The sequence below is a fragment of the Subtercola frigoramans genome (assembly GCF_016907385.1).
Lineage (GTDB): Bacteria > Actinomycetota > Actinomycetes > Actinomycetales > Microbacteriaceae > Subtercola > Subtercola frigoramans.
Genome location: NZ_JAFBBU010000001.1, coordinates 1,833,943 through 1,857,794, shown reverse-complemented (window position 1 = coordinate 1,857,794; position 23,852 = coordinate 1,833,943). Strand labels below are relative to the sequence as shown.

Here is a 23,852-nt window from a genome sequence, read left to right as displayed (position 1 = left end):
TATACCCCTTATTTGGGGCACAAATGAACGGTATTCAGAAGCTTCCAGAGCACGCCGCACCGGGAACGCGCACGGACTCGGTCGACAGGGTCAGTACTGGGTCGAGGCGATGAGGCGAGAGACCGAACGCAGGTACTTCTTTCGGTAGCCGCCGTTCAGCATGTCACCGGCGAACACCTGGTCCAGTGGAACACCAGAGGCGTAGATGGGCAGCTGAGCGTCGTAGACGCGATCGATGAAGGCGACGAGCCGCAGGGCATCCGTCTGGTTGTGCAGTTCGACCACGTCGGTCATCACCAGAGCGTCGACATCGTCGAGGAGCTTGATGTACTTCGAGGGGTGGAGCGAACCGAGGAAGGCCACGATCTGCGAGAAGGAGTCGACGGTGAATCGGGCGCCGTTCGTTTCGAGTGTGCTGATCTGCGTGGCCAGGTCTTCAGCGCTCAACGACTTCGCGTGGCCCTCGATGTCACGGCGGCGGTAGTCGAGGCCGTCGATGCGGATGATGTCGAAGCGGTCGGCCAGCGCCTGGATCTCCCGCAGGAAGTCCTGTGCAGCAAACCGCCCCTCCCCCAGGGCATTCGGGGGCGTATTCGATGTCGCGGCGAGCTTGCTGCCGGTCGCGACGAGATCACCGAGCAGTCGCGTCATCATCATGGTGTCGCCCGGGTCGTCGAGTTCGAACTCGTCGATGGCGATCAGTTTCGCGCTCGTCAGCAGCTTCACGGTCTCGGCGTACCCGAGGGCGCCGACCAGAGCGGTGAACTCAATGAAGGTGCCGAAGTATTTGGGACCGGGAGCCGCGTGCCAGAGGGCGGCGAGCAGGTGAGTCTTTCCGACACCGAACCCGCCGTCGAGGTAGATTCCCGCTTTCGCTGCTGGAGCCTTCTTGCCGCGCCCGAAGAACCCGGTCTGTTTCGCCGGGGCCCAGCTGCCGGCGAACTCTCTCACCGCCTGAAGTGTTGCGGCTTGTGACGGATGATCGGGGTCAGGCCGGTAGGAGTCGAACGATGCCGTGTCAAACTGGCGTGGTGGCACAAGCACCGCAGCCATCTCCGCGCCACTCAGAGTGGGCCGGAGGTCGACGAGGTGCAGAGGAAGAGTTGTGCTGTCAGTTGTCATCACTGGCTATTAAAGCGCACGATCGAAGATCGGCCCTCCCCGGGGCCGCAAGGAGGTAACAATGGCCGTCGAAACAGACACCAGCCCGAAGTTCGCCGAATACGCACACCCAGACCGGCTGGTGAGCACCGAGTGGCTCGAAGCGCATCTCGATGACATCGATGTCGTCGTGGTCGAGTCCGACGAAGACGTTCTGCTCTATGAGACCGGCCACATTCCCGGTTCGGTGAAGATCGACTGGCACACCGATCTCAACGACCCGGTGACACGGGACTACATCTTCGGCGAGGAGTTCGCCACGCTCGCAGGCTCCCGGGGCATCACCCGCAACTCCACCGTCGTCATCTACGGCGACAAGAGCAACTGGTGGGCTGCCTACACCCTCTGGGTCTTCAGCCTCTTCGGCCACGAAGACGTCCGTCTGCTCGATGGTGGCCGTGACAAATGGATTGCCGAAGGGCGTGCCATCACCACGGACGAGCCGGAGGTGACACCGGTCGAATATCCGATCTCCGAGCGCAGCGACGTCGAGATCCGCGCGTTCAAAGACGACATCGTGCCGCACCTGAACGGAGGCGGAAAGCTCGTCGACGTTCGATCGCCAGAGGAATACAGCGGAGAACGCACCACCGCACCGGCCTACCCTGAAGAGGGCGCCCTGCGTGCTGGGCACATTCCGAGTGCCCACAACGTTCCCTGGTCCAAGGCAGCCGCAGAAGACGGCACGTTCAAGCCGCTCGCTGACCTGAACGCGATCTACCGCGACCAACTCGGTCTCACCGACGACGACGCGGTGGTCGCCTACTGCCGCATCGGCGAACGTTCGAGCCACACCTGGTTCGTGCTGACGCACCTGCTCGGGTTCGAGGGCGTGCGCAACTACGACGGCTCATGGACGGAGTGGGGCTCCGCCGTCCGCGTTCCCATTGTTCAGGGGTCGGAGCCGGGCGAACACATCGCTCGCTGAAGAGGAGTGGCATCAGGTTCGATCCTCACGGTCACTCGTGAGGATCGTTCCTGAGACAATGGAGCATCATGTCTGACACCGATCTGCTCCCTGTTCTCGCCGAGATTCGCGACGACTTCCTCGCGCTCACGCAGAAGGAGCGGCTGCAGCTGCTTCTGGAGTTCTCGAACGAGTTACCTGACCTCCCGCAACGGTATGCCGATCATCCGGAGCTGCTGGAGAAGGTCGTCGAGTGCCAGTCGCCGGTCTTCATCTTCGTGGAGGTCGACGAGAAGGCGGTGGTGCACTTCTTCGCGACGGCTCCCGAGGAGTCCCCCACCACCCGCGGATTCGCGTCGATTCTCGCGCAGGGGCTCACCGGCTTGACGACGGAGCAGCTGCTCGCTGTTCCCGATGACTTCCCGCAGATGCTCGGTCTCTCTCAGGCCGTCTCGCCGCTCAGACTTCGAGGAATGAGCGGAATGCTGGGGCGAGCGAAGCGCCAGGTGCGCGAGCTACTGCGCGCTGCATCAGTCTGAGGCGGCCAGTCCTCGTGAGGTGAGCCAGTCGCGGATCGAGTTCGTCCAGCGGACGGGGTCGTAGTTCCACAGGCGCACGTGCTTGGCGATCGAGAACGGAACGAGCGTGACGACGTCTGGCCGGGCCTCGGCCAGGCGCCTCGAGGCCGTCGAGGGCACGAAGCCGTCGTCATCGCTGTGCAGGATGAGGATCGGGAACGTGATCTCGGCCGCACGGGCCACGAAGTCGAGTCTCTTGAAATTGATCGGCTGGGCCTGGCCGGCCACGAACTTGCCCACTCCACTGCCGATGGTCGCCATCACCCCTTTCGAAATCGGCTCCGGCAGGTGGTTCAGGTGTCCCTGGAACACGATCGTGTCGCTCCAGGCGACCACGGGCGAGTCGAGCACGACGGCACGCAGATAGGATGCCCGGACCGACCGTGTCGCCGCCTGAAGTACTGTCGCGCCACCCATTGACCAGCCCATCAGGATGAGCTGCTTGGCACCGTTGTCGATCGCGTACTTCATCGCGGCGTCGACATCGTGCCATTCCGTGTCGCCGAGGGCGTAACGCCCGTCGGGGCTCCGTGGTGCCTCGCCGTCGTTGCGGTACGAGATCTGCAGGGTGCTGTAGCCGAGTTCGTGAAAGAGCGGAAGCGCCCGGATCGTCTCTGCCCGGCGAACGCCCCTGCCGTGCACCTGGATGACCCACCGGTCGCTGGGGTGCCCCTGGTCATCGGTGGCTGGCACGAACCACGCGGGTGCGAGGCCGAGTTCGGTCTCGACCTCGACGTCGACGACGTCGAGACCTGTTTCACGGGGGTCGAGGTAGTACCAGCTGCCGAGGCGGCACCACCGGGCATCCGCGAGGTCACCGTAGTCGACCCGCTCGAGTCTGCGTGTCACCCGGCCGGCCGTCACCGAGACGATGTCGCCGACCCTGGCGTGACCGGTGCCGCCGGCGAACCAGAGACTGTACCTTCCGGCGACCAGGGAGTCTGCTGATACACCGAGGGTGATGGTGCCGTCACCCTCGTCGACCGAGTGGATGCGTAACGACTCATCGGATGAATCCGTTGGGATCACCACCGACCGGGAGAACTTGGCGGTGACGAAGGCGGCCACTGCTGCTGTGGCACTGGCCGCTGCACCCACAGCGATGAGCCCGAGCACCCACGGCGAGACGGTGTCACTCCGGCTGGCCCGATGGGACCCAGCACGTTCGGCGCCAGCTCGATTGCCGCTCATGCCTGAAGGCCTCTCACTGTACGCATCTCCTGTCATTGTGGGGCTCGCCGCCCGTCTGGGCGCCGATGGTGCACGCTCAAGCGGCGAGCCTCGCGTGCGAGTACTTCAAAAAACTCTAGTCTGGCCACGTGCCCGATTCCGACTCCAGCCCCGCTCTGCCTGCGGCATTCGCCGAGGCGCTGGGCTCACTTCGCAGCGCTGCGGCCCGGCCAGAACTCGTGGTCAAGGAGATAGCCTCTCCGGCGAACCTCGCGCCCCACACCATCGCCCTGTCTGCTGACGTGACACCCCTGCGTCACGGCACTGACTCCGACCTCGGCACGGGCCGTTTCATCCTGCTGTACGACCCCGACGAGCCAGTCGCCTGGGGCGGGGCTTTTCGCGTCGTGTGCTTCGTTCAGGCTCCGCTGGAGACCGAGATCGGCCTCGATCCGTTTCTTGCAGACGTAACGTGGTCGTGGCTGATTGATGCGCTCGACGCGCAGGGTGCAGACTATTCACATGCTTCGGGAACTGCAACAAAGATCATCTCCACGGGATTCGGGGAGCTGTCTGCGCAGGGCGACGGCGCCCAGATCGAGCTCCGCGCTTCGTGGACGCCGGGAGATGGCAATGTGAAGGCCCATGTCGAAGCCTGGGGTGACCTCCTGTGCATGCTCGCAGGACTGCCGCCTGTTGCCGAGGGAGTGACGCTGCTCCAGGCCCGGCGCGCAGCGCGTGAGTGATCTCGTGAGTGACTCCGTTTCTGCCTCCCTTGATGCAGGCGCCCCCTCTGCAGGCACCCCCTCTGCCGCCACCCCCTCTGCCGCAGTGACCGAGCCGCGTCACGTGATCGACTCGCACCCCGAGTATCTCGAGGCCGTCGCGCTTATCGCCAGGGGCACAGGCCCGCTTGCAATCGATGCAGAGCGAGCGTCGGGATTTCGCTATTCCCAGCGCGCCTATCTCATCCAGATCTACCGTCGGGGCGCGGGCACCTTCCTGTTCGACCCTCCACCGATCGGCGCATTCACCGAACTCGCCAGCGTCATCTCGAACGAGGAATGGGTGCTGCACGCGGCAAGCCAGGATCTCGCGTGCCTGCGCGAGGTCGGTTTCGACCCCACACTGATCTTCGACACCGAACTCGGCGCGAGACTGCTGGGCCTGCCACGGGTGGGGCTGGGAACGGTCGTCGAAGAGCTGCTGGGCATCCATCTCGCCAAGGAACACTCGGCCGCCGACTGGTCGACCAGGCCGCTGCCGGCGACCTGGCTCGAGTATGCGGCGCTCGACGTCGAACTGCTCATCGACCTCCGCGATGTCATGACCGAGATGCTCGATTCACAGGGCAAGACAGAGATCGCACGCCAGGAGTTCCAGGCGACCCTCGACAAGACCGCCAAGCCGATTGCCGCAGATCCGTGGCGCCGGCTGTCGGGCGTGCATTCCCTGCGCGGGGCGAAGAACCTCACCGCCGCGCGCGAACTGTGGCTGGCCAGGGACCAGCTCGCGCGTGAGACCGACATTGCGCCGGGCAGACTCGTCCCCGATCTCGCGCTCACTGCGGCGGCCCGGGCGTTGCCGGCCTCAAAACGTGAACTTGCCTCCCTCCGCGAGTTCACCGGCAGGGCCAGCCGCTCAGAGCTCGACCGATGGTGGGCTGCCATCGAGATCGGCCGCAATGCGACGACCGCACCCCAGCTGTCACGGACGAGCGACACGCTCCCGCCGCCCCGAAGCTGGTCAGACCGCAATCCCGAGGCGGATGCCCGGCTCAAGCTGGCCCGCATCGCACTGCTCGGCGTGGGCGAGGCCGAGCGCATCCCCCTTGAGAACCTGCTCACCCCCGAGGTCCTTCGTCGACTCGCCTGGACTCCGCCCGCCTCCCTCGACGTCGAAACCATCGCCAGTGCGCTGGAAACTGCTGGTGCGCGGCCGTGGCAGGTTGGGCTTACTGCACAGCCGATCGCCGATGCCTTTGTACAAGCCCTCCAACAGCCAGTCGACGCGGACGAAGACGGATCGTAGGAACAGTCAAACGATTTCGACGCGAATCGGCCGCTGTTTATGGTGAATGACAGCACGGTCGAATGACGGCGCGGGTGAAACCCTGCACTGTGGAGATCAGCACGTAAACCGAGAGGCATGAGGCATAGTGGCCGAAATATCTGAAGTCGTTTTTGTTGATGGAGTTCGCACGCCGTTCGGGCGTGCGGGTGAAAAGGGCATGTTCTGGCAGACCAGGGCCGATGACCTCGTGGTGAAGGCCATGATGGGGCTCCTGGAACGCAACCCCGGGCTGCCACCCGAGCGCATCGACGAGGTCGCCATCGCGGCCACGACCCAGCAGGGTGACCAGGGCCTGACCCTCGGCCGAACGGCTGCCCTCCTCGCCGGGCTGCCGAAGTCCGTTCCCGGGTTCGCCATCGACCGCATGTGCGCCGGCGCCATGACGAGTGTGACCACGACGGGCAGCGGAATCGGCTTCGGCGCCTACGACGTCGTCATCGCCGGCGGTGTCGAGCACATGGGCCGTCACCCCATGGGATTCGGCGCAGACCCCAACCCACGCTTCCTGGCCGAACGGCTGGTGAGCGAAGAGGCACTGAACATGGGCTCGACTGCGGAGCGCATCCACGACCGCTTCCCGCAGCTCACCAAGGAGCGTTCAGACCACTACGCCCTGCGCAGCCAGCAGAAGGTTGCGGCGGCCTACGCGGCCGGCAAGATCCAGCCCGACCTGATCCCGGTTGCCACGCGAAGCGCCACGGGCTGGGGCCTCGCAACCGCCGACGAAGCACCGCGCCCCGAGACCACGATGGAGGGGCTCGCGACTCTGCGCACGCCGTTCCGCCCCCACGGCCGGGTCACCGCCGGAAACTCCTCTGGGCTGAATGACGGCGCAACGGCCTGCATCCTCGCCAGCGGCGACGCCGTCAAAGAGCTCGGCCTCACCGCCAAGATGCGCATGGTCAGCTTCGCGTTCGCCGGCGTCGAACCCGAGATCATGGGCATCGGGCCCGTTCCTTCCACCGAGAAGGCCCTCAAGAAGGCCGGCCTCTCGATCACCGACATCGGGCTGTTCGAACTCAACGAGGCATTCGCTGTGCAGGTGCTGTCGTTCCTCGACCACTTCGGCATCGACGACGACGACGAACGAGTGAATGAATACGGCGGAGCTATTGCCATCGGGCATCCACTCGCCTCTTCTGGCGTTCGCCTGATGAACCAGCTCGCCCGCCAGTTCTCTGAGCACCCCGAGGTGCGTTACGGCCTCACGGCAATGTGCATCGGCCTCGGCCAGGGCGGCACTGTCATTTGGGAGAACCCGAACTACGACCGAAAGGCGAAGAAGGCACGTCGCTAGGGCGACACGGCTGACACGACCATGACTGACTATTCACAGATCGACTTCTCCGAGCTCATCGCCTTCTCTGTCGACGAGGTCGTCACGCACTCGTATGTGCGTGACGTTCCCCTGAAGAGCGGCAAGACCCTCGCACTCATCACGCTCGACAATGATCGTGATCACACCCGTCCGAGCACCCTCGGGCCCGTCACTCTCGTCGAATACGGCGAGGTTCTGGATGCCCTGCGGCAGCGTGCCGCGAAGGGTGAGATCGACGCGGTCGCCGTCACAGGCAAGCCGTTCATCCTGGCCGCCGGTGCCGACCTGAGCAAGGTGGGCGAGGTGTCGTCGCACGCGATGGCGAAGCAGATGGCCCAGCTCGGCCACTACGTTCTCACCAAGCTCGGTGAGACCGGTGTGCCCTCGTTCGCCTTCATCAACGGGCTCGCCCTCGGCGGTGGCGTCGAGATCGGTCTCGCAGCCGACTACCGCACCGTCGACTCGTCGATTCCCGCGCTGGCCCTGCCCGAGGTCTTCCTCGGCATCATCCCCGGTTGGGGCGGCGCATGCCTGCTGCCGAACCTGATCGGCATCGAGAACGCCCTCAAGGTGATCATCGAGAACCCGCTCAAGAACAATCGCACCCTGAAGGGCAAAGACGTTCTCGAACTCGGTATCGCCGATGCCATGTTCTCGTCGGCGAACTTCCTCGAGGAGTCGCTGACCTGGGCCGATGGTGTGCTCGACGGCTCGATCACAGTCAAGCGCCCGAACGCGCCCGGCAAGGTCGAACGCCTGGTCAAGTGGGATGCGGCGGTGGGCATCGCCCGCAAGATGCTCGAGAGCCGCATCGGTACGGTTGCCAAGTCGCCATATGCCGCGCTCGACCTGCTGAAGGCCGCGAAATCAGGCACGAAAGAAGAGGGTTTCGCCCGCGAGGACGACGCGCTTGCCGACCTCGTCGCCGGCGACCAGTTCCGGGCGAGCATCTACGCCTTCAACCTGGTGCAGAAGCGGGCCAAGCGGCCGGCAGGTGCGCCAGACAAGAAGCTCGCGAAGCCCGTCACCAAGGTCGGAGTGATCGGCGCAGGCCTCATGGCCAGCCAGTTTGCTCTGCTCTTCGTCAGGCAGCTCAAGGTGCCGGTGGTCATCACCGACCTCGACCAGGGCCGCGTCGACAAGGGCCTCGACTACATCCGCGGCGAGATCGCCGGTCTGCTCGAGAAGGGCCGGATCTCGTCCGACGAGTCGAACAGGCTGAACGCCCTCATCTCCGGCACCACCGACAAGGCCGACTTCGCCGACGCGGACTGGGTCATCGAGGCGGTGTTCGAAGAGCTCGGTGTGAAGCAGGCGGTCTTCGCCGACGTCGAACAGTACATCTCCGACACGGCCGTTCTCGCGACGAACACCTCGTCACTGTCTGTCGAGCAGATCGGGGCGAACCTCAAGCACCCCGAGCGGGTCGTGGGCTTCCACTTCTTCAACCCGGTGGCCGTCATGCCGCTCGTCGAGGTGGTCAACACGCCCCTCACCGACGATGCGACTCTCAGCACGGCGATGGTCGTTGCAGCGAAGCTCCGCAAGAACGCCGTCATCACTCGCGACACCCCGGGCTTCGTGGTGAACCGCATTCTGGCCAAGCTGCTCGGCGAAGCCATGCACGCCGTCGACACAGGTACCCCGTTCGAGGTCGTCGACACGGCACTCGCGCCGTTCGGCCTCCCGATGACGTCGTTCGAACTGCTCGAACTCGTCGGGCTCAAGGTGGGTGCACACGTGCTCGACACGCACCACGCCGCGTTCCCCGACCGGTTCTTCGAGAGCCAGAACCTGCACAAGCTGGCCGAACACGGCAAGATCTTCGAGCGAGACGCCAAGGGCAAGATCAAGGGCTTCGACAAGACCGCCGTGAAGATCGTCTCGGGCGGCACAACGCCGATGACGGGCGACGAGATCCTGCGCCGGGTCGAAGACGGCCTCGCCGATGAGATCCACCGCATGCTCGAAGACGACGTGGTGCACGCCGCAGAAGACATCGACCTCTGCCTCATCCTGGGTGCAGGATGGCCGTTCCAGATGGGTGGCGCAACGCCCTACCTCGACCGGGTCGGTGCGTCGGAGCGCGTGTTCGGCGACACCTTCCACCACCCCCGCATCGCGGGCGTCAGCTAGGAGAAGGGTTTCGATACACCCCGCCGGAAGCATCCGGTGTGGGCCCAACTTCGTGCTACTCAACCAGCGTCGACCCGCTGGTTGAGTAGGCCGTAGGCCGTATCGAAACCCGACCCTGCTCCCGCTGGTTGAGTAGGCCGTAGGCCGTATTGAAACCCGACCAGAAACGCCGAAGTCTAGTGCGAGTCGAGCTGGCGGGAGTCGGCGTCGTCGGGCAGCGGGCGGGCGATGGGAATCTTGCTGCCGAGCACCTGAGCCACCACGTCGCGAGCGATGTGCTGGGGGGTGAGCCTCGCGTCTTCGAGGATCTGCGCCCTGGTCGCGTGCTCGATGAACTCGTCGGGCAGGCCCAGCTCGGTCACGGCGGTGTCGATGCCGGCCTCCCGCAGGTCTTGCCTGATGCGCGTGCCGATGCCGCCGACGCGAATGCCGTCTTCGATGGTGATCACCAGACGGTGCTCCGCTGCGAGTTCGATGAGGCTCTTCGCAACCGGTACCACCCAGCGGGGGTCGATGACGGTCGCACCGATTCCCTGTGCGGCAAGGCGCTCGGCGACGTCGAGCCCGATCGAGGCGAACGGGCCGACCGTGACGATGAGCACGTCTTTCTGGGTGCCCTCGCGCAGAACGTCGACACCATCATCCATTCGCCTGACCGCGTCGATGTTCGCGCCTACGCTGCCCTTCGGGAACCGGATGACCGTCGGTGCATCATCGACAGCAATTGCTTCGGCCAGCACCTCGCGCAGGCGAACGGCGTCCCGCGGGGCACTCAGGCGGATGTGCGGAACGACCTGCAGAATCGCCAGGTCCCAGATGCCGTGGTGGCTTGGCCCGTCGGGGCCGGTGACGCCGGCGCGGTCGAGAACGAAGGTGACGCCGGCGTGGTGGAGCCCGACGTCCATCAGCACCTGGTCGAAGGCCCGGTTGATGAAGGTGGCGTAGAGGGCGACAACCGGGTGCAGGCCGCCGAAGGCCATTCCTGCTGCGCTCGTCACGGCATGCTGCTCTGCGATGCCGACGTCGAGCACGCGTGACGGGAACCGCTCGGCGAGTGTGTGGAGACCGGTCGGCCGGAGCATCGCGGCGGTGATGCCGACGATCTTCGGGTTCTTCTCTGCCAGAGCAGCGATCTCGTCGGAGAAGACACTCGTCCACGAGGGGCCGCCAGAGGCACTGCCGATCGGCTCGCCGGTCTCGGGGTCGATCTGGCCGACGGCGTGGAACTGGTCTGCTTCGTCGGCCCGGGCCGGCTGGTAGCCGCGGCCCTTCTCGGTGATGGCGTGCACGATGACCGGCTGGCGGTACTCCTTGGCCTGGTGGAGGGCCTGCTCCACCGCCTCGACGTCGTGCCCGTCGATGGGGCCGATGTATTTGATATCGAGGTTCGAGTACAGGGCCTCGTTGTTGGTCAGGCGGCTGAGAAAGCCGTGCATGCCGCCCCGGGCCCCCCGGTAGATGGCACGGCCGAACGCCCCGAAGTGGCCGAAGAGCCGTTCGCTCGAGTGGTGCAGGTCACGGTACCCCGCCGCGGTGCGTACCGAGTTGAGATACCGTGCCATGCCTCCGATGGTCGGCGCGTACGAGCGGCCGTTGTCGTTGACGACGATGACAAGGTTGCGGTCATTGTCGTCGCTGATGTTGTTGAGGGCCTCCCAGGTCATGCCCCCGGTGAGGGCACCGTCGCCCACCACCGCGACAACATGACGGTTGGCCTGGCCCGTCATCGTGAAGGCGCGGGAGATGCCGTCAGCCCACGAAAGTGAGCTCGACGCGTGCGAGCTCTCGACGACATCGTGCGGGCTCTCAGAGCGTTGGGGGTACCCGGCCAGGCCTCCGCGCTCACGCAGGTGACTGAAGTCCTGGCGGCCCGTCAGGAGCTTGTGCACATAGGACTGGTGCCCGGTGTCGAACACGATCGCGTCGTGCGGTGAGTCGAAGACGCGGTGGATGGCGATGGTCAGTTCGACCACTCCGAGGTTCGGCCCGAGATGCCCACCCGTCTTCGAGACTTCGGCGATCAGGAACTGCCGAACCTCGCCGGAGAGCTGGATCAGCTGTTCGGTCGTCAACGCGTCGAGGTCACGCGGGGAGGTGATCTGTTCGAGGAGTGTCACGCGGTGCCCCACCTTTCGAAATCCGGATGATCTGCAGCCGTCACACGAGTCTATTGGTGGTTCGTGTGAACCTTCGAAGCGGCGCATCCAACTTGACAACAACGCACGATGCCCCACCCCCTGTCGCGCCCCGAAGGTGCACGAAAACTGGGAGTGGGGCATCGATGGTTGAGAAGCGGCGCAGTGTGACGCGTATCGAAACCCTGGTGCGTGGGGGTTTCGATACGCTCCGCCACTCAACCGGCGAACAGGTGGTTCTACGCGGCGGTGACCAGCGAACGCAGCACGTACTGCAGAATGCCGCCGTTGCGGTAGTAGTCCGCTTCGCCGGGCGTGTCGATGCGCAGCACGGCGTCGAACTCGACGGTCGCCTTGCCCGACGGCGAGTTCTCGCTCGGAACAGCGGTGACGTGCAGGGTCTTCGGTGTGCGGCCCTCGTTCAGCTCTTCGACGCCCGAGATGCTGATGACCTCTGTGCCGTCGAGCCCGAGCGACGCCCACGATTCACCCGCAGGGAACTGCAGCGGCAGAACGCCCATACCGATGAGGTTCGAGCGATGGATCCGCTCGAAGCTCTCGGTGATGACAGCCTTGACGCCGAGCAGCGAGGTGCCCTTTGCCGCCCAGTCACGAGACGAACCTGAACCGTACTCCTTGCCGCCGAGGATGACCAGCGGGATGCCCGCGGCCTGGTAGTTCTCGCTGGCGTCGTAGATGAACGACTGTGGGGCATCCGGTTGCGTGAAGTCACGCGTGTAACCGCCTTCGACATTGTCGAGGAGCTGGTTGCGCAGTCGGATGTTCGCGAATGTGCCGCGAATCATGATCTCGTGGTTGCCACGCCGCGATCCGTAGGAGTTGTAGTCCTTGCGGTCGACACCATGCGCATCGAGGTACTTGCCGGCGGGGCTGTCGGCCTTGATGTTGCCGGCGGGGCTGATGTGGTCGGTGGTGACCGAATCGCCGAGCTTCGCGAGAACGCGGGCACCGCTGATCGAGGCCACCGGCGTGGTCTCGATGGTCATGCCGTCGAAGTACGGGGGCTTCCGCACATACGTGGATTGGGCATCCCACTCGAAGGTGGGTCCGGTCGGCGTGGGCAGTGAACGCCAGCGCTCGTCACCGTCGAAGACGCTCGAGTACTCGTGCGTGAACATCTCGGTGTTGATCGAGGTGTCGATCGTGCTCTGCACTTCTGCAGCGTCGGGCCAGATGTCGCGGAGGTAGACCTCGGCGCCGTCGTTGCCGGTGCCGAGCGAGTCGGTCTCGAAGTCGAAGTTCATCGAGCCGGCAAGCGCGTAGGCGATCACGAGCGGCGGCGACGCCAGGTAGTTCATCTTCACGTCGGGGCTGATGCGACCCTCGAAGTTGCGGTTGCCCGAGAGCACTGCGGTGACGGCGAGATCGTTCTTGTTGATCGCGTCGGTGACCTCTTCGATGAGAGGGCCGGTGTTGCCGATGCACACGGTGCATCCATAACCCACCGTGTAGAAGCCGAGGGCTTCGAGGTCAGCGGTCAACCCTGCTTTGGCGTAGTAGTCGGTGACGACTTTGGAACCCGGTGCGAGGGTGGTCTTGACCCACGGCTTCGAGGTGAGGCCCTTCTTCACGGCGTTGCGTGCGAGGAGGCCGGCCGCGAGCATCACACTCGGGTTGGAGGTGTTGGTGCAGGAGGTGATCGCGGCGACCGCGACGGCTCCGTGGTCGAGCGTGTAGTTCAGGCCCGCTGGGGTCGTGACCTTCGTGGGCGCCGAGACCGTCGACGGTGCGTGGCTGACGTGCGAGTGCGAGAGCTCGTGGGCCGAGTCCTCGTCTTGCGCGGTGAAGCCGTTCGGGTCGGAGGCCGGGAACGAGCCGTCGAGCGAAGCGTCGACGCGGGAGAGATCCTGTGTGGCGTAGTCGTTCAGGTCCTGCTCGAACTGCGACTTCGCGTGACTGAGCTCGACCCGGTCCTGCGGGCGCTTCGGGCCGGCGATCGACGGCACGACAGTGCCGAGGTCGAGTTCGAGGTACTCGCTGAAGGCCGGCTCGACCGAGGGGTCGTGCCAGAGCGTCTGCAGCTTGGCGTAGGCCTCGACGAGGGCGACCTGTTCCTCGCTGCGGCCAGTGAGGCGCAGGTAGTCCAGGGTGATGTCATCGATCGGGAACATGGCGGCCGTCGAGCCGAACTCGGGGCTCATGTTGCCGATGGTTGCCCGGTTGGCCAGCGGCACAGCGGTGACGCCTTCGCCGTAGAATTCGACGAACTTGCCCACGACGCCGTGCTTGCGCACCATTTGGGTGATGGTCAGAACGACGTCGGTCGCGGTGACGCCTGCGGGAATCGAACCGCTCAGCTTGAAGCCGACGACCTTCGGGATGAGCATGGAGACGGGCTGGCCGAGCATGGCAGCCTCTGCCTCGATGCCACCGACGCCCCAGCCGAGCACGCCCAGGCCGTTGACCATGGTGGTGTGCGAATCGGTGCCGACGCAGGTGTCGGGGTAGGCGCGAAGCACACCACCGACCTCACGCGTGAAGATGACGCGGGCCAGGTACTCGATGTTGACCTGGTGCACGATGCCGGTTCCCGGCGGTACGACCTTGAAGTCGTCGAATGCGGTCTGGCCCCAGCGGAGGAACTGGTAGCGCTCACCGTTGCGCTCGTACTCGATCTCGACGTTGCGCTCGAGGGCGTTCTCGGTACCGAACAGATCGGCGATCACCGAATGGTCGATGACCAGTTCTGCCGGTGCGAGCGGGTTGATCTTGGTGGGGTCGCCGCCGAGTTCTCCCACGGCCTCACGCATCGTTGCGAGGTCGACGATGCACGGAACGCCGGTGAAGTCCTGCATCACGACACGGGCAGGCGTGAACTGGATCTCGGTGTCGGGTTCGGCAGTGGGAACCCAGCCGCCGAGGGCTTTGATGTGCTCGGCCGTGATGTTCGCGCCGTCTTCGGTGCGAAGGAGGTTCTCGAGCAGGACTTTCAGGCTGAACGGGAGCTTCTCGTACCCCGGAACGGTGTCGAGGCGGAAGACCTCATAGGACTTGTCCCCCACCTGCAGGGTGTCTTTCGACCCAAAACTGTTGACTGCACTCACGTTCGTCTCTCCTTTGCTGACTACGTCAATCTTCTGCGCTCGAGATACCCGTGGCTAGGAAGGCTAACCTAACCGGATTCGGCCCCCTCGTGCTTCACAAAGTATCTTGACATCAAGATAACTTTAGCACCACGCGCGCCGGATGATCGTTCACACCAACTCCGAACGCGCGCGTCTCTCACTCCCGGTCGACCACGAGCCCCTGTCGCTTGGCGAAGCGGTAGTAGATCTCTATTCCGCAGGCGCCGGCGATTCCCACTCCCACCACGTAGAAGAGCCACGGAGACAGCGACACCTCCAGCAGGAAGAAGTCCCGGGTGAAGGGCAGCAGGTACGCCAATACGAAGGCGAGCGACACCGAGAGCACCAGCGCAATGCGCTGTCTCGACAGAGGGCGAGCGAGCACCGAGACGATCCACAGCGACACGATGAACAGGGCGATGGTGGCGAGGCTGCGGGCTTCACGCTGCGGCAGCGCCTCCCGAATCGGGGCGAACGCCACGAGGCAGGCGGTTGCCGCGATGATGCCTGTCGGCAGGGAGAACTTCAGTACCCGCGGGAGGATTCCGTGACGATACCGCCGCCGGTTCGGAGCTAGCGCGAGAAAGAACGACGGCACACCGATCGCGAGCACGGAGACCAGCGTCAACTGTCGCGGCAGGAAGGGGAATTCCCAGGCGAAGGCAGCGGTGAACAGGGCCAGCACGATCCCGTAGACCGTCTTCGAAAGGAACAGGTTCGAGACACGCTCGACGTTGGCGATGACCCGCCGGCCGAGCATCAGCACCTCGGGCATCCGGTCGAATCGGCTGTCGAGCAGCACGATACGTGAGACGGCCCTGGTAGCAGGGGTCGCATTGCCCATTGCGATGCCGAGGTCGGCGTTCTTGATGGCCATCGCGTCATTCACGCCGTCACCCGTCATCGCCACCGAACGACCCTGGCCCTGGAGCAGCGCAACCACGGTCTGCTTCTGCGCCGGCGACACGCGCCCGAAGACGTTCGACTCCGCCAGGGCGGCCGTCAATTCGTCGTCGCTGAGGAGCAGGCTCGCGTCGATCGCTGTCTCACCCAGGCCGAGCTTTCGGGCGATGGCACTGACGGTACGCGGGTTGTCTCCCGACAGAACGATGACCCGCACTCCCTCTGCGGCGAAGTAGTCGAGCGTTTCACGCGCGTCAGGCCGTACCGTCTCTTCGAAGATCACAAAGCACGCCGGTGAGCAGGAGGCAACCGCATCGGGGTTGTCGACGAAATGGGTCGGCAGAGAGGCCGTGCGCGCGAGAACGAGGGTTCTGCGCCCGCTCGACGCGAACGTGTTGGCCGCCTTCAGGGCCTCCGGATGCCCGGCCAACAGCTTCTCGGGAGCCCCCAGCAGCCACGTGACACCGTTGTCGGGCAGACCGGGCCCAGACGCCGCCTGCGAGAGCCGCACGGCACTGAAGGCGCGCTGCGAGCTGAACGCCAGCCGCTCCCCTGCGATCGCGTCACCGAGCTCGAAGCGATTCGCCAGTGCGCGCGAGGTCGAGTTGCCGGCCTCGTCGGTTGCCAACGCGGCGAGGGCGACCCGGCAGTCGTCGAGGTCGCCCGTGTCGGCGGGCAGGTTCTCGAGGCCGTGGAATCCGATCGCACCCGTGGTGAGCGTGCCGGTCTTGTCGAGGCACAGCGCATCCACCCTCGCGAGCACCTCGACGGCCGCGAGCTCCTGGACCAGCACCTTCTGCCGGGTGAGCGAGATGGCGGCGACCCCGAAGGCCAGGCTGGTTAGCAGCACGAGCCCTTCGGGAATGATGCCGACGACACCCGCAACAGCGTCGATGAGGGCAAGACGCCAGCTCTGGTCAGCCGGGTTCGCCAGCGCTGCAAAGCCACCGTACGTGGCAATCCGGCCAAAACCGATGATGATGATCATCGGAACGAGGATCCACGACAGGTAAACCAGGATGCGGTTCGTCGCCGCCCGCAGCTCCGAATGCACGAGACTGTGCCTCTTGATCTCCGCTGTCAGCTTGCTCGCGTACGAGTCCGCCCCTACTGCCGTCACGCGGGCCTCTGCGGTGCCCGACGACACCAGTGACCCCGACATCAGCTGGTCGCCCGGTTTCTTCGCGATCGGGTCGGATTCACCCGTCAACAGTGACTCATCGACGAAGAGTGCCGTCGTGACGAGCACTTCGGCGTCTGCCGTGACCTGGTCGCCCGGGCGCACGATGATCAGATCTCCCAGCACAACCTCTTCCGGCCGGATGATCTGCAGTTCTCCATCGCGACGCACAGCCGTCTCGGGGGCCGCCAGCAGAGCAAGCCGGTCCAGTGCCCGTTTGGCCCTCAGCTCCTGCACGATACCGATGAGCGCGTTGAAGACGACCACGCCGTAGAAGAATCCATCGCGCAGGTCGCCGAGCAGAATGACGGCGATGAAACAGACGGTCAGAATCCCGTTGAAGAACGTGAAGACGTTCTCGGCGAAGATGCTCCGAAGTGAACGGGAGGTCGGTGCGTGGGTGACGTTCGCCTGGCCGTCGCGCTCACGCTCGAGGACTTCGGCACTGGTCAATCCTGGATCGAAAGCCACTGTCGGATCCGTTCCGGTGATTCTCGTCGCCTGGGGCGTCGCCCGGCGACTACTGCTTCTTCTGGTGGCCGAATGCGGCCCGGACGAGCAGCCAGGTGACCCAGAGCATTCCTGCGTACAACGGGATGCCGAGCAGGAGCTTCATCGACCCGAGAGCCTCGGCGCTACCGGCCAGATACAACGGCAGTTCGACTCCGAGCCGAATGGCGAAGAGACCGACCCAGCACCAGGTCGCAATCAGCACGACCCTGAATTTGGCGGGGTCGCTCTTCCACCCGGTGGCATCGCCGGTGAGCACTCCCACAATCAGTCCGATGAGCGGCCAGCGCGCGGCAATCGACCCCAGCAGGACGACGAGTGATACGCCGTTGATGACCAGGCCCGGCAGGAAATTGTCTTCCGCGCGCCCCGTGAACAGGGCGAGGGCCGCTGAAACGGCCACCCCGAGCAGACCCACGACAGCAGGCATGACGGCGCTTCGCGTCACAGCACGAGCCAGAATGAACACGAGCGAAACCGCGACGGGCGCGATCACACTCGGAGTCAGGTCTCTCGTGAACGTGTAGATCACCAGAAATGCCAAGCCCGGCAGGATCGACTCGATCAGACCGCGTACTCCGCCCATCGCCCGCAGAAGCGAATTCGCCGTCGGCGTCTCACCGGGAGTCACCTGTCCTATTCCTGAACGGCGTGCTGCGGCAGCAAAGGCGTCGCTGAACGATAACGGCTTGTCGCCGGCCCCTGGCACTTGCCCATCTGCGTCGTGGTCTGAATCTGGGGTCCGTGGCTGGAGCGGGCCCTGCGGCTCGCCGGTGGTTCGTTCACCGTAGCGTGGCGGTTCCTGGTCTGTCATCGGATGTGCCGCTACAGCGTGGTCGAGGCGTTCGGAGTTGCCGATGTCTTGGGGATGGTGAGGGGAATCAGGTCGCGCGGTGGCATCGGCGAGCCGCCCCGAACCACGACGACGCTGCGGAAGAGCTCTTCCACGGCCGCCCGGGAATCGTCGCTCACCATTGCTTCGCCGGCGATCACACCCCGCAGGAACCACCGCGGCCCGTCGACACCGATGAAGCGGGCGAGCCGGGTCACCGTCGTGCCGTCAGGCGCGGTGGCAGGGACCTCGGCGATGAGTTCGGGCCCGAACACGCCTTCCTGCTCGGTGAGGGTGCCTCCCTGGGCGGCGATCTGTTCGCGGATCTGACCCCGGATGTCGTGCCAGAGTCCCGTGGAACGGGGGGCTGCGAAGGCCTGGACCTGCAGGGTGGAGCCAGCGAAGTCGAGCCCTACTGCGACGACGCGATTCGTGCCCTCTTCAACCTCGAGTCGGAGCTGCAGGCCTTCACGCGGAAGGATTTTGACACCTCCGAGGTCGACATACGGCCTCGCCGGGTTCGCTTCGTCGGCGTCGAAGGGGCCTTCGTCGGCGCGGTTCTCCGGAGCCGACTTGGTGTCCTGCGCCACGGGAGACGTTTCTTCGAGGGAGAGCTCCTGAAGGTCACTCCCGTCGAGATCGGTTCCGATCGATTCGTTTTTGTCAGTCACAGCGAGAACGTCCTCAGTATCAGTCATTTTTTCCGGTTGACCCGAAGCCACCGGCTCCTCGGTCACTCGACGGCAACTCATCGACCGGCACGAAGGTGGCCCGACTCACAGGCATCACGATCAGCTGGGCGATTCTGTCGCCGACGGCGATATCGTACGGCACGCTGGTGTCAGTATTCAGAAGAGCGACCCTGATCTCGCCCCGATACCCTGCATCCACTGTTCCCGGGGAGTTGACGATCGTGATGCCGTGCTTGCTCGCCAGCCCGCTGCGCGGGACCACGAACGCGACGAACCCGTCAGGCAGCGCGATCGACACGCCCGTGGCGACGGTGTGTCGTTGCCCTGGAGCCAGTGTGAGGGCCTCGGCTGACCGCAGGTCGGCTCCAGCGTCTCCGGGGTGCGCGTAGCTGGGAATGTGCTCAGCTTTGATGAGTACTTCGATGCTTTCTGTCACGAGTCGAGGGTAGTGCAGATTTCCCAACCGAAACTCTGATCGAATAGAGGTATGTCGACGTATCGAGAAAGACTGAACCCCTCAGCCCGGGTGTACATCTACTTGGTGTTGCTGGTGCCGGCGAGCATCCTCGTGTTCGCACCCATCAACATGCTTGCCGGCATCATCTGCGCGATCGTGCTCTACGGCGGCAGCGTGACGGCGCTGCTCGTGCTCTCGCCCGTCGTCGAAATCGAGAACGGTGTCTTCCGGGCCGGCAAGGCCAGGATTCCGGTCTCACTCCTCGGTGAACCAGAAGCCTTCACAGGCAGCGCCGCGACGCTTGCACGGGGGCAGAAGCTCGACGCACGAGCGTGGCTGTGCATCCGTGGTTGGATCCAGCCTGTCGTCAAGGTGTGGGTGCATGACCCGCAGGACCCTGTGCCCTACTGGCTGGTTTCGACCCGAAACCCGAACGAGCTCGTGGCCGCCCTCGAAAGGGCGAACCACGAGCTCGCTGGTCAGTAGGACTGCTTACTTACATTTCACATTCGATGCAGACCGGGCCCAGCTTCGTCTGGTGGTCGATCTGTGAGCGGTGCTTCACCAGGAAGCAGTTCACGCAGGTGAATTCGTCTGCCTGGGGGGGCAGGACCACGACGTCGAGGTCGAGGTCGGAGAGATCTGCACCCGGGAGTTCGAACCCACCGGGGTTGTCGGCGTCATCGACATCTACAACACCAGACATCTTGTCGGGGACGCGTTCTTTCAGCGCCTCAATGGAATCTGAATCGTCGTCGGTCTTGCGCGGAGCGTCGTAATCGGTTGCCATGCTTATCCACTTCTCATACGCCAGCTGAAACAAAATCGGCGGCGTTAGTTTGCATCATTCCAAGGGGAATAGCAAACCGCGCTTCTGCGGCTCACACTCCTCGCCCGTAGCAACTTACGGCACGCCCTGAACATTCCCGACCGCGGGACGATTGTCATGGCATCCTTGCAGGCAACTCCAGACCAAGACGGGGACTTTCACCATGCAGGATCTAACAGTCATCGGAATCGAAAACGGGGCCCTTCTCGTCACCTCCGAAACCGGTGAGCGGTACCGCGTCGCCATCGACGAGGTGCTCCAGTCGCGCCTGCGACAGAGCACGACCACGCCGACTGCCGGTGTCAAAGTCTCGCCGCGTGAGATCCAGTCCCAGATCCGGGCCGGAATGAGCGCTGAAGACGTCGCCAGGGCCACAGGAGCCACTCTCGAGTACGTCGAGCGCTTCGAAGGACCGGTGCTCGCTGAACGACTCCACATCGTGAGTTCCGCGCTTCGGGTTCCCGTGAAGATCGCTTCGAGTGTCGACCCCCTGCGGAGCGATCCTCTCAGTGACGACCAGGCCTCGACATTCGGTGACGTCATCGAAGAACGCCTCGCGGGGCTCGAAGCCGTCGACCTTCGCTGGGCGAGCTGGAAAGAGGAGGCGGGCTGGATCGTCAAGCTCACCTTCACGGCTTCGACAATCGACCACGACGCCCGGTGGCAGTTCGATGTGAAGCGGCATACCCTGGTGCCCCTGAACTCCGGGGCGGTCACGCTCTCTCAGCAGGGTGAGATCTCCGACGGCCTCATTCCTCGCCTTCGGGTGGTCGACAGGAGCTCCGTCGACAGGAGTGCGGGCGGCAGAGACCGAGCAGACGGAACGAGGCATGAACGAGACGTGAGGCAGAGTGACGGTCTGAGCTTCGACGAGCTCGACTCCGCCCTCGACTCAGATCCCTCCACCACGCGTGAGACCGCGACGATCGGCAACATGCCGGCAACCGGGGCATCCGTGGCCGGGGTGCCTGCGGTTCTGGTCGAACCGACGCCGTTCGCGCGCAGCTCGAGCGAATCGTCTGCGGCGGCCTCGGCGGCCGCGGTGAACCGTGCCGCCGAGCGCCCTGCAGCACACAACGAGACTGCCGATCTCCTCGAAGCCCTCCGGCGGCGCCGGGGGGAGCGCGAATCCGCCTCGTTCCTGGTCGACGCCTCCGACGACTTCGACCTCGTTGACGCTCCAGATGCTCTCGAGGGTGAAACCCGCCCCATGGCCAGGCTTTCGCCGTTCAATGGCTTCTCCGGCAAATCGGCTGCCGCGACTGGTGTGAACCCGGAAACGGGCGAGATCGCCCTCGACGGCCTGGAAGTTCCGACAGACGACGCGCCGACGAACCAGACCCCGCCAACGGCCACTGCCGCCTCGGCCGGGCGAAAGCGCGCAAGTCGCACGGCGATGCCGAGCTGGGACGAGATCGTCTTCGGCGCGCGCTCAGACGACGACCTGGGTTAGCCCTCGCAGGGGTCTCTCCTGCACCGCCAGAGATCTGTCAGTCTCGGCGGCGGCGGCTGGCTCGAGGATCCGAGGTTCTACGACAAATCGTTGTACTTCGATCCGAAGGACGGTGGACTGTTCGGCCTTCTGAACGATCCCGTGCTCTTTCCGAAGTCAACGTACGGATATGCCTGCAGCTCGGCAGACACCCTGCTTGACTGCACTCTCGACCCGAAAGTCAGCCCTGTCAAAGGCAAGATCAACCCGAGTATCTTCGACCTTTCATCGGAGGCCAATCGGGGAACATTGCTGGCCACCACGACCGAATACGGGTTCCCCATCGATTTCAACGGGCTGCCTGCTGTCATTGTCACTGCCGAATACGATCAGGTGAGGGCGGTGGCGATCGAAACGTACCACCCCAGTTCTGGGCGACTCCAGGACATTCAAGGCCCCGTGCGCTGGTACAACAGGACAACGGGTGGCTTCATCGGGACGAGTACCCACTTCTTGTCGACAGGCGATCCATCGAGCATCCTGCAGGCCCCTGGAGCGATGACCGTGACGAGCTTCGCCGCCCCCGGTAAGGTCGTCGGACTCGGCGGTGCCGTCACGTACGGAGTAACCCTCCAGGCGACCAAAGCCGGCGCCGCACTCGTGAGACTCACCGTCGACGGGCTCAGTCACGCATCTGAGGCGTCGGTGCCAACCGGATGGGTGCCGGAGAGTTCTCTCGACTCGCATGTGCTCGAGTATCTCGTTCCCTACATGAACGCGGGCGAAACCCGATCGCTCTCACTGCACTTCACGGTCTCGGGGCTCCTCTCAGGGGTGACCGCTCGAGTAGACAGCCAGACTGCGGTCACCACGTCCTCGGTCATCGCTGTCGTGCCAGCCTCCCCCGTGTGCACGGAGCTCGATGGTCAGACACCTCAGGTGCCCGTCGGTGGTACGTCGACACCGCTCACCGGCGTCATCTGCACGACAGAGGCGGGAACATCTCTCTTGTCGCTGTTCGATCCGGAGAACAAGGGAACGGTGACGCTCACCAGGCAGGCCGATTCGTCCCTGGGCGGCCCACATTCGTCACACAGCAATCCTGTGACGGTGACGATCCATGTAGCGCCTGCGAGCTGACAAGCCGCACCCGAGCCTGAGCCCGAGTTTCAGCGCTGACTCGGCGACCAGACTGCCGGCGCCCTGCGTGGGCGTCGGCATTCTGTTCGCCGAGTCGAGCCCTGAGCACTAACGGTCGAAGGCTCCGAAGCGCAGCAGCGGCACGATCAGCTCGTCGTCACTCCACGAGCCGTGCTGGCCGATCATGGTGCGTTTGGCGACCGGCGTACGGCGCGAGTCGTAGTACGCCACGTTCTTGCGCGCGGCCACCATAATGTCGCCGATTCGCGAGCGGATGCCCGGCAGCACCTCGCCGAACCATCCCTCCTCGATCGCCTCGTCGCGGGTCACGACCCACGCCCTCTCCCCCTCGGCGACCCGCCACGCCTCGAGGAGCGCGTCTCGTTCCGATTCGCCGAGTGAAGGTTCGAGGTGCAGTTGCAGGCATCGAGGGTCTCCCGCGACGTGCCTGACGCCAGCCACCAGCGCAGGGTCGGCATCGATGAGTACGTGGGAGGTGAGCGGAATGTCGAGCATTCCGTGGTCGGCGGTCAACAGCATCCCTTCGCCCTTGCGCAGGTTCTCGGCGAAGTTGTGTGTCTCGGCGTCAACGGTTTCGAGCGCCGCCCGCCACTTGTCTGACTGCCAGCCGAAAGCGTGGGCGGCCATGTCGAGTTCAGGAACATAGAGATAGACCAAACCACGCCCACCACGATCGAGCACAGCCCGCGCTGCGGTGAACCGTTCGGCGATGCTCTTGCCGGCGATGTAGGCGGCCCCGCGCAGCACCGCCTCGGTGAAGCCGCTGTTCTCGTAGCGCGCAGCACCGACGACCGTGCACTCCACACCCGTCGCGGTCGCCTGCTCGAAGACGGTCGGCTGCGACTGCCACTCGGCCGGCCGCATCTGGGCTCCCCAGCCGGTGAGCTGGTTCAGCACGGCGTCTGCGGCCGGCACGAGCGCGGTGTAGCCGACGAGTCCGTGAACACCCGGAGAGACGCCTGTCGTCAGTGATGCCAGCGCCACTGCCGTGGTCGTCGGGAAGCCGCTCACCAGTCGCGCCCTCTTCGTGAGCTTCGCGGCGAGATGGCGTGCATGCCCGGCACTCGCCCGCAGCGACGAAGCGCCGAGACCGTCGACCAGCACGACCACCGCTCGTTCGACCGGCGGGAGCTCCAGGCGATTGGCCGACCCCGACAGCGCGGCAAGGCAACTCGGCAACACGTCTGTGAGGTGAAGGGCAGCCCGATCGAGGGCCGGTAGCATGGGGGGCATTGCGCCCAGTCTGACACAATCGTGCCGGCCGAAGGCGACTCACTCCCCTCGATGAAACT

General features: G+C 64.7%; 19 protein-coding genes. 9 read left to right on the top strand and 10 right to left on the bottom strand.

The annotated features are described in order from the left end of the window. Positions 1-90: 90 nt before the first annotated feature. A complete protein-coding gene (gene zapE / locus JOE66_RS08735; protein WP_205108599.1) occupies positions 91-1,122 on the bottom strand; it encodes a cell division protein ZapE in 1,032 nt (343 codons plus the stop codon). 61 nt (positions 1,123-1,183) lie between these two features. Here zapE and JOE66_RS08730 point away from each other — a divergent pair, with 61 nt between their 5' ends. Together JOE66_RS08730 and JOE66_RS08725 are read left to right on the top strand one after the other, a co-directional pair. Then, complete coding sequence (locus JOE66_RS08730; protein WP_205108597.1) at positions 1,184-2,089, top strand: sulfurtransferase; 906 nt, start codon at positions 1,184-1,186, stop codon at positions 2,087-2,089. Between the two features lie 68 nt (positions 2,090-2,157). Continuing rightward, complete coding sequence (locus tag JOE66_RS08725) at positions 2,158-2,607, top strand: SufE family protein (RefSeq protein WP_205108595.1); 450 nt, start codon at positions 2,158-2,160, stop codon at positions 2,605-2,607. On the opposite strand, the gene JOE66_RS08720 is transcribed toward JOE66_RS08725, so the two are convergent. Then, complete coding sequence (locus JOE66_RS08720; protein ID WP_205108593.1) at positions 2,599-3,837, bottom strand: alpha/beta hydrolase family protein; 1,239 nt, start codon at positions 3,835-3,837, stop codon at positions 2,599-2,601. The genes JOE66_RS08725 and JOE66_RS08720 overlap by 9 nt on opposite strands. Positions 3,838-3,965: 128 nt before the next feature. Here JOE66_RS08720 and JOE66_RS08715 point away from each other — a divergent pair, with 128 nt between their 5' ends. From JOE66_RS08715 to JOE66_RS08700, 4 genes are all read left to right on the top strand, one after another. After that, entirely contained in the window at positions 3,966-4,562 is a 597-nt protein-coding gene (locus JOE66_RS08715) for a DUF3000 domain-containing protein (protein ID WP_205108591.1), read from the top strand. Between the two features lie 4 nt (positions 4,563-4,566). After that, entirely contained in the window at positions 4,567-5,847 is a 1,281-nt protein-coding gene (locus JOE66_RS08710; protein WP_205108589.1) for an HRDC domain-containing protein, read from the top strand. A gap of 127 nt (positions 5,848-5,974) precedes the next feature. After that, on the top strand, positions 5,975-7,186 hold the full coding sequence (locus JOE66_RS08705; RefSeq protein WP_205108587.1) for a thiolase family protein: 1,212 nt from the start codon (positions 5,975-5,977) through the stop codon (positions 7,184-7,186). Between the two features lie 21 nt (positions 7,187-7,207). Then, positions 7,208-9,343, top strand: a complete 2,136-nt coding sequence (locus JOE66_RS08700) for a 3-hydroxyacyl-CoA dehydrogenase NAD-binding domain-containing protein (protein ID WP_205108585.1) — start codon at positions 7,208-7,210, stop codon at positions 9,341-9,343. Positions 9,344-9,519: 176 nt separating this feature from the next. Here JOE66_RS08700 and dxs read toward each other — a convergent pair whose 3' ends face one another. The 6 genes from dxs to dut form a co-directional block, all read right to left on the bottom strand. Then, positions 9,520-11,460, bottom strand: coding sequence for a 1-deoxy-D-xylulose-5-phosphate synthase (gene dxs / locus JOE66_RS08695; RefSeq protein ID WP_205108583.1), 1,941 nt, complete (start codon positions 11,458-11,460; stop codon positions 9,520-9,522). Between the two features lie 257 nt (positions 11,461-11,717). Beyond that, on the bottom strand, positions 11,718-14,543 hold the full coding sequence (gene acnA, locus JOE66_RS08690; protein WP_205108581.1) for an aconitate hydratase AcnA: 2,826 nt from the start codon (positions 14,541-14,543) through the stop codon (positions 11,718-11,720). A gap of 178 nt (positions 14,544-14,721) precedes the next feature. Then, positions 14,722-17,118, bottom strand: a complete 2,397-nt coding sequence (locus tag JOE66_RS08685; RefSeq protein WP_205108579.1) for an HAD-IC family P-type ATPase — start codon at positions 17,116-17,118, stop codon at positions 14,722-14,724. A gap of 49 nt (positions 17,119-17,167) precedes the next feature. Then, positions 17,168-17,788, bottom strand: coding sequence for a DUF3159 domain-containing protein (locus JOE66_RS08680; protein ID WP_307827124.1), 621 nt, complete (start codon positions 17,786-17,788; stop codon positions 17,168-17,170). Between the two features lie 194 nt (positions 17,789-17,982). Then, entirely contained in the window at positions 17,983-18,579 is a 597-nt protein-coding gene (locus JOE66_RS08675; protein ID WP_307827285.1) for a DUF3710 domain-containing protein, read from the bottom strand. A gap of 100 nt (positions 18,580-18,679) precedes the next feature. Further along, a complete protein-coding gene (gene dut / locus JOE66_RS08670) occupies positions 18,680-19,117 on the bottom strand; it encodes a dUTP diphosphatase (RefSeq protein ID WP_205108573.1) in 438 nt (145 codons plus the stop codon). 51 nt (positions 19,118-19,168) lie between these two features. On the opposite strand from dut, the gene JOE66_RS08665 reads away from it, so the two are divergent. Next, positions 19,169-19,624, top strand: a complete 456-nt coding sequence (locus JOE66_RS08665) for a DUF3093 domain-containing protein (protein ID WP_205108571.1) — start codon at positions 19,169-19,171, stop codon at positions 19,622-19,624. 10 nt (positions 19,625-19,634) lie between these two features. Here JOE66_RS08665 and JOE66_RS08660 read toward each other — a convergent pair whose 3' ends face one another. Next, complete coding sequence (locus tag JOE66_RS08660) at positions 19,635-19,928, bottom strand: DUF4193 domain-containing protein (protein ID WP_205108569.1); 294 nt, start codon at positions 19,926-19,928, stop codon at positions 19,635-19,637. A gap of 202 nt (positions 19,929-20,130) precedes the next feature. On the opposite strand from JOE66_RS08660, the gene sepH reads away from it, so the two are divergent. Together sepH and JOE66_RS08650 are read left to right on the top strand one after the other, a co-directional pair. Next, entirely contained in the window at positions 20,131-21,420 is a 1,290-nt protein-coding gene (gene sepH, locus JOE66_RS08655; protein WP_205108567.1) for a septation protein SepH, read from the top strand. A 90-nt stretch (positions 21,421-21,510) separates the two neighbouring features. Continuing rightward, the gene (locus JOE66_RS08650) at positions 21,511-22,539 is read left to right on the top strand and encodes a hypothetical protein (protein WP_205108565.1); all 1,029 of its coding nucleotides are present in this window, start codon (positions 21,511-21,513) and stop codon (positions 22,537-22,539) included. A 108-nt stretch (positions 22,540-22,647) separates the two neighbouring features. Here JOE66_RS08650 and JOE66_RS08645 read toward each other — a convergent pair whose 3' ends face one another. Next, entirely contained in the window at positions 22,648-23,793 is a 1,146-nt protein-coding gene (locus JOE66_RS08645; protein WP_205108563.1) for an alkaline phosphatase family protein, read from the bottom strand. Positions 23,794-23,852 lie beyond the last annotated feature (59 nt).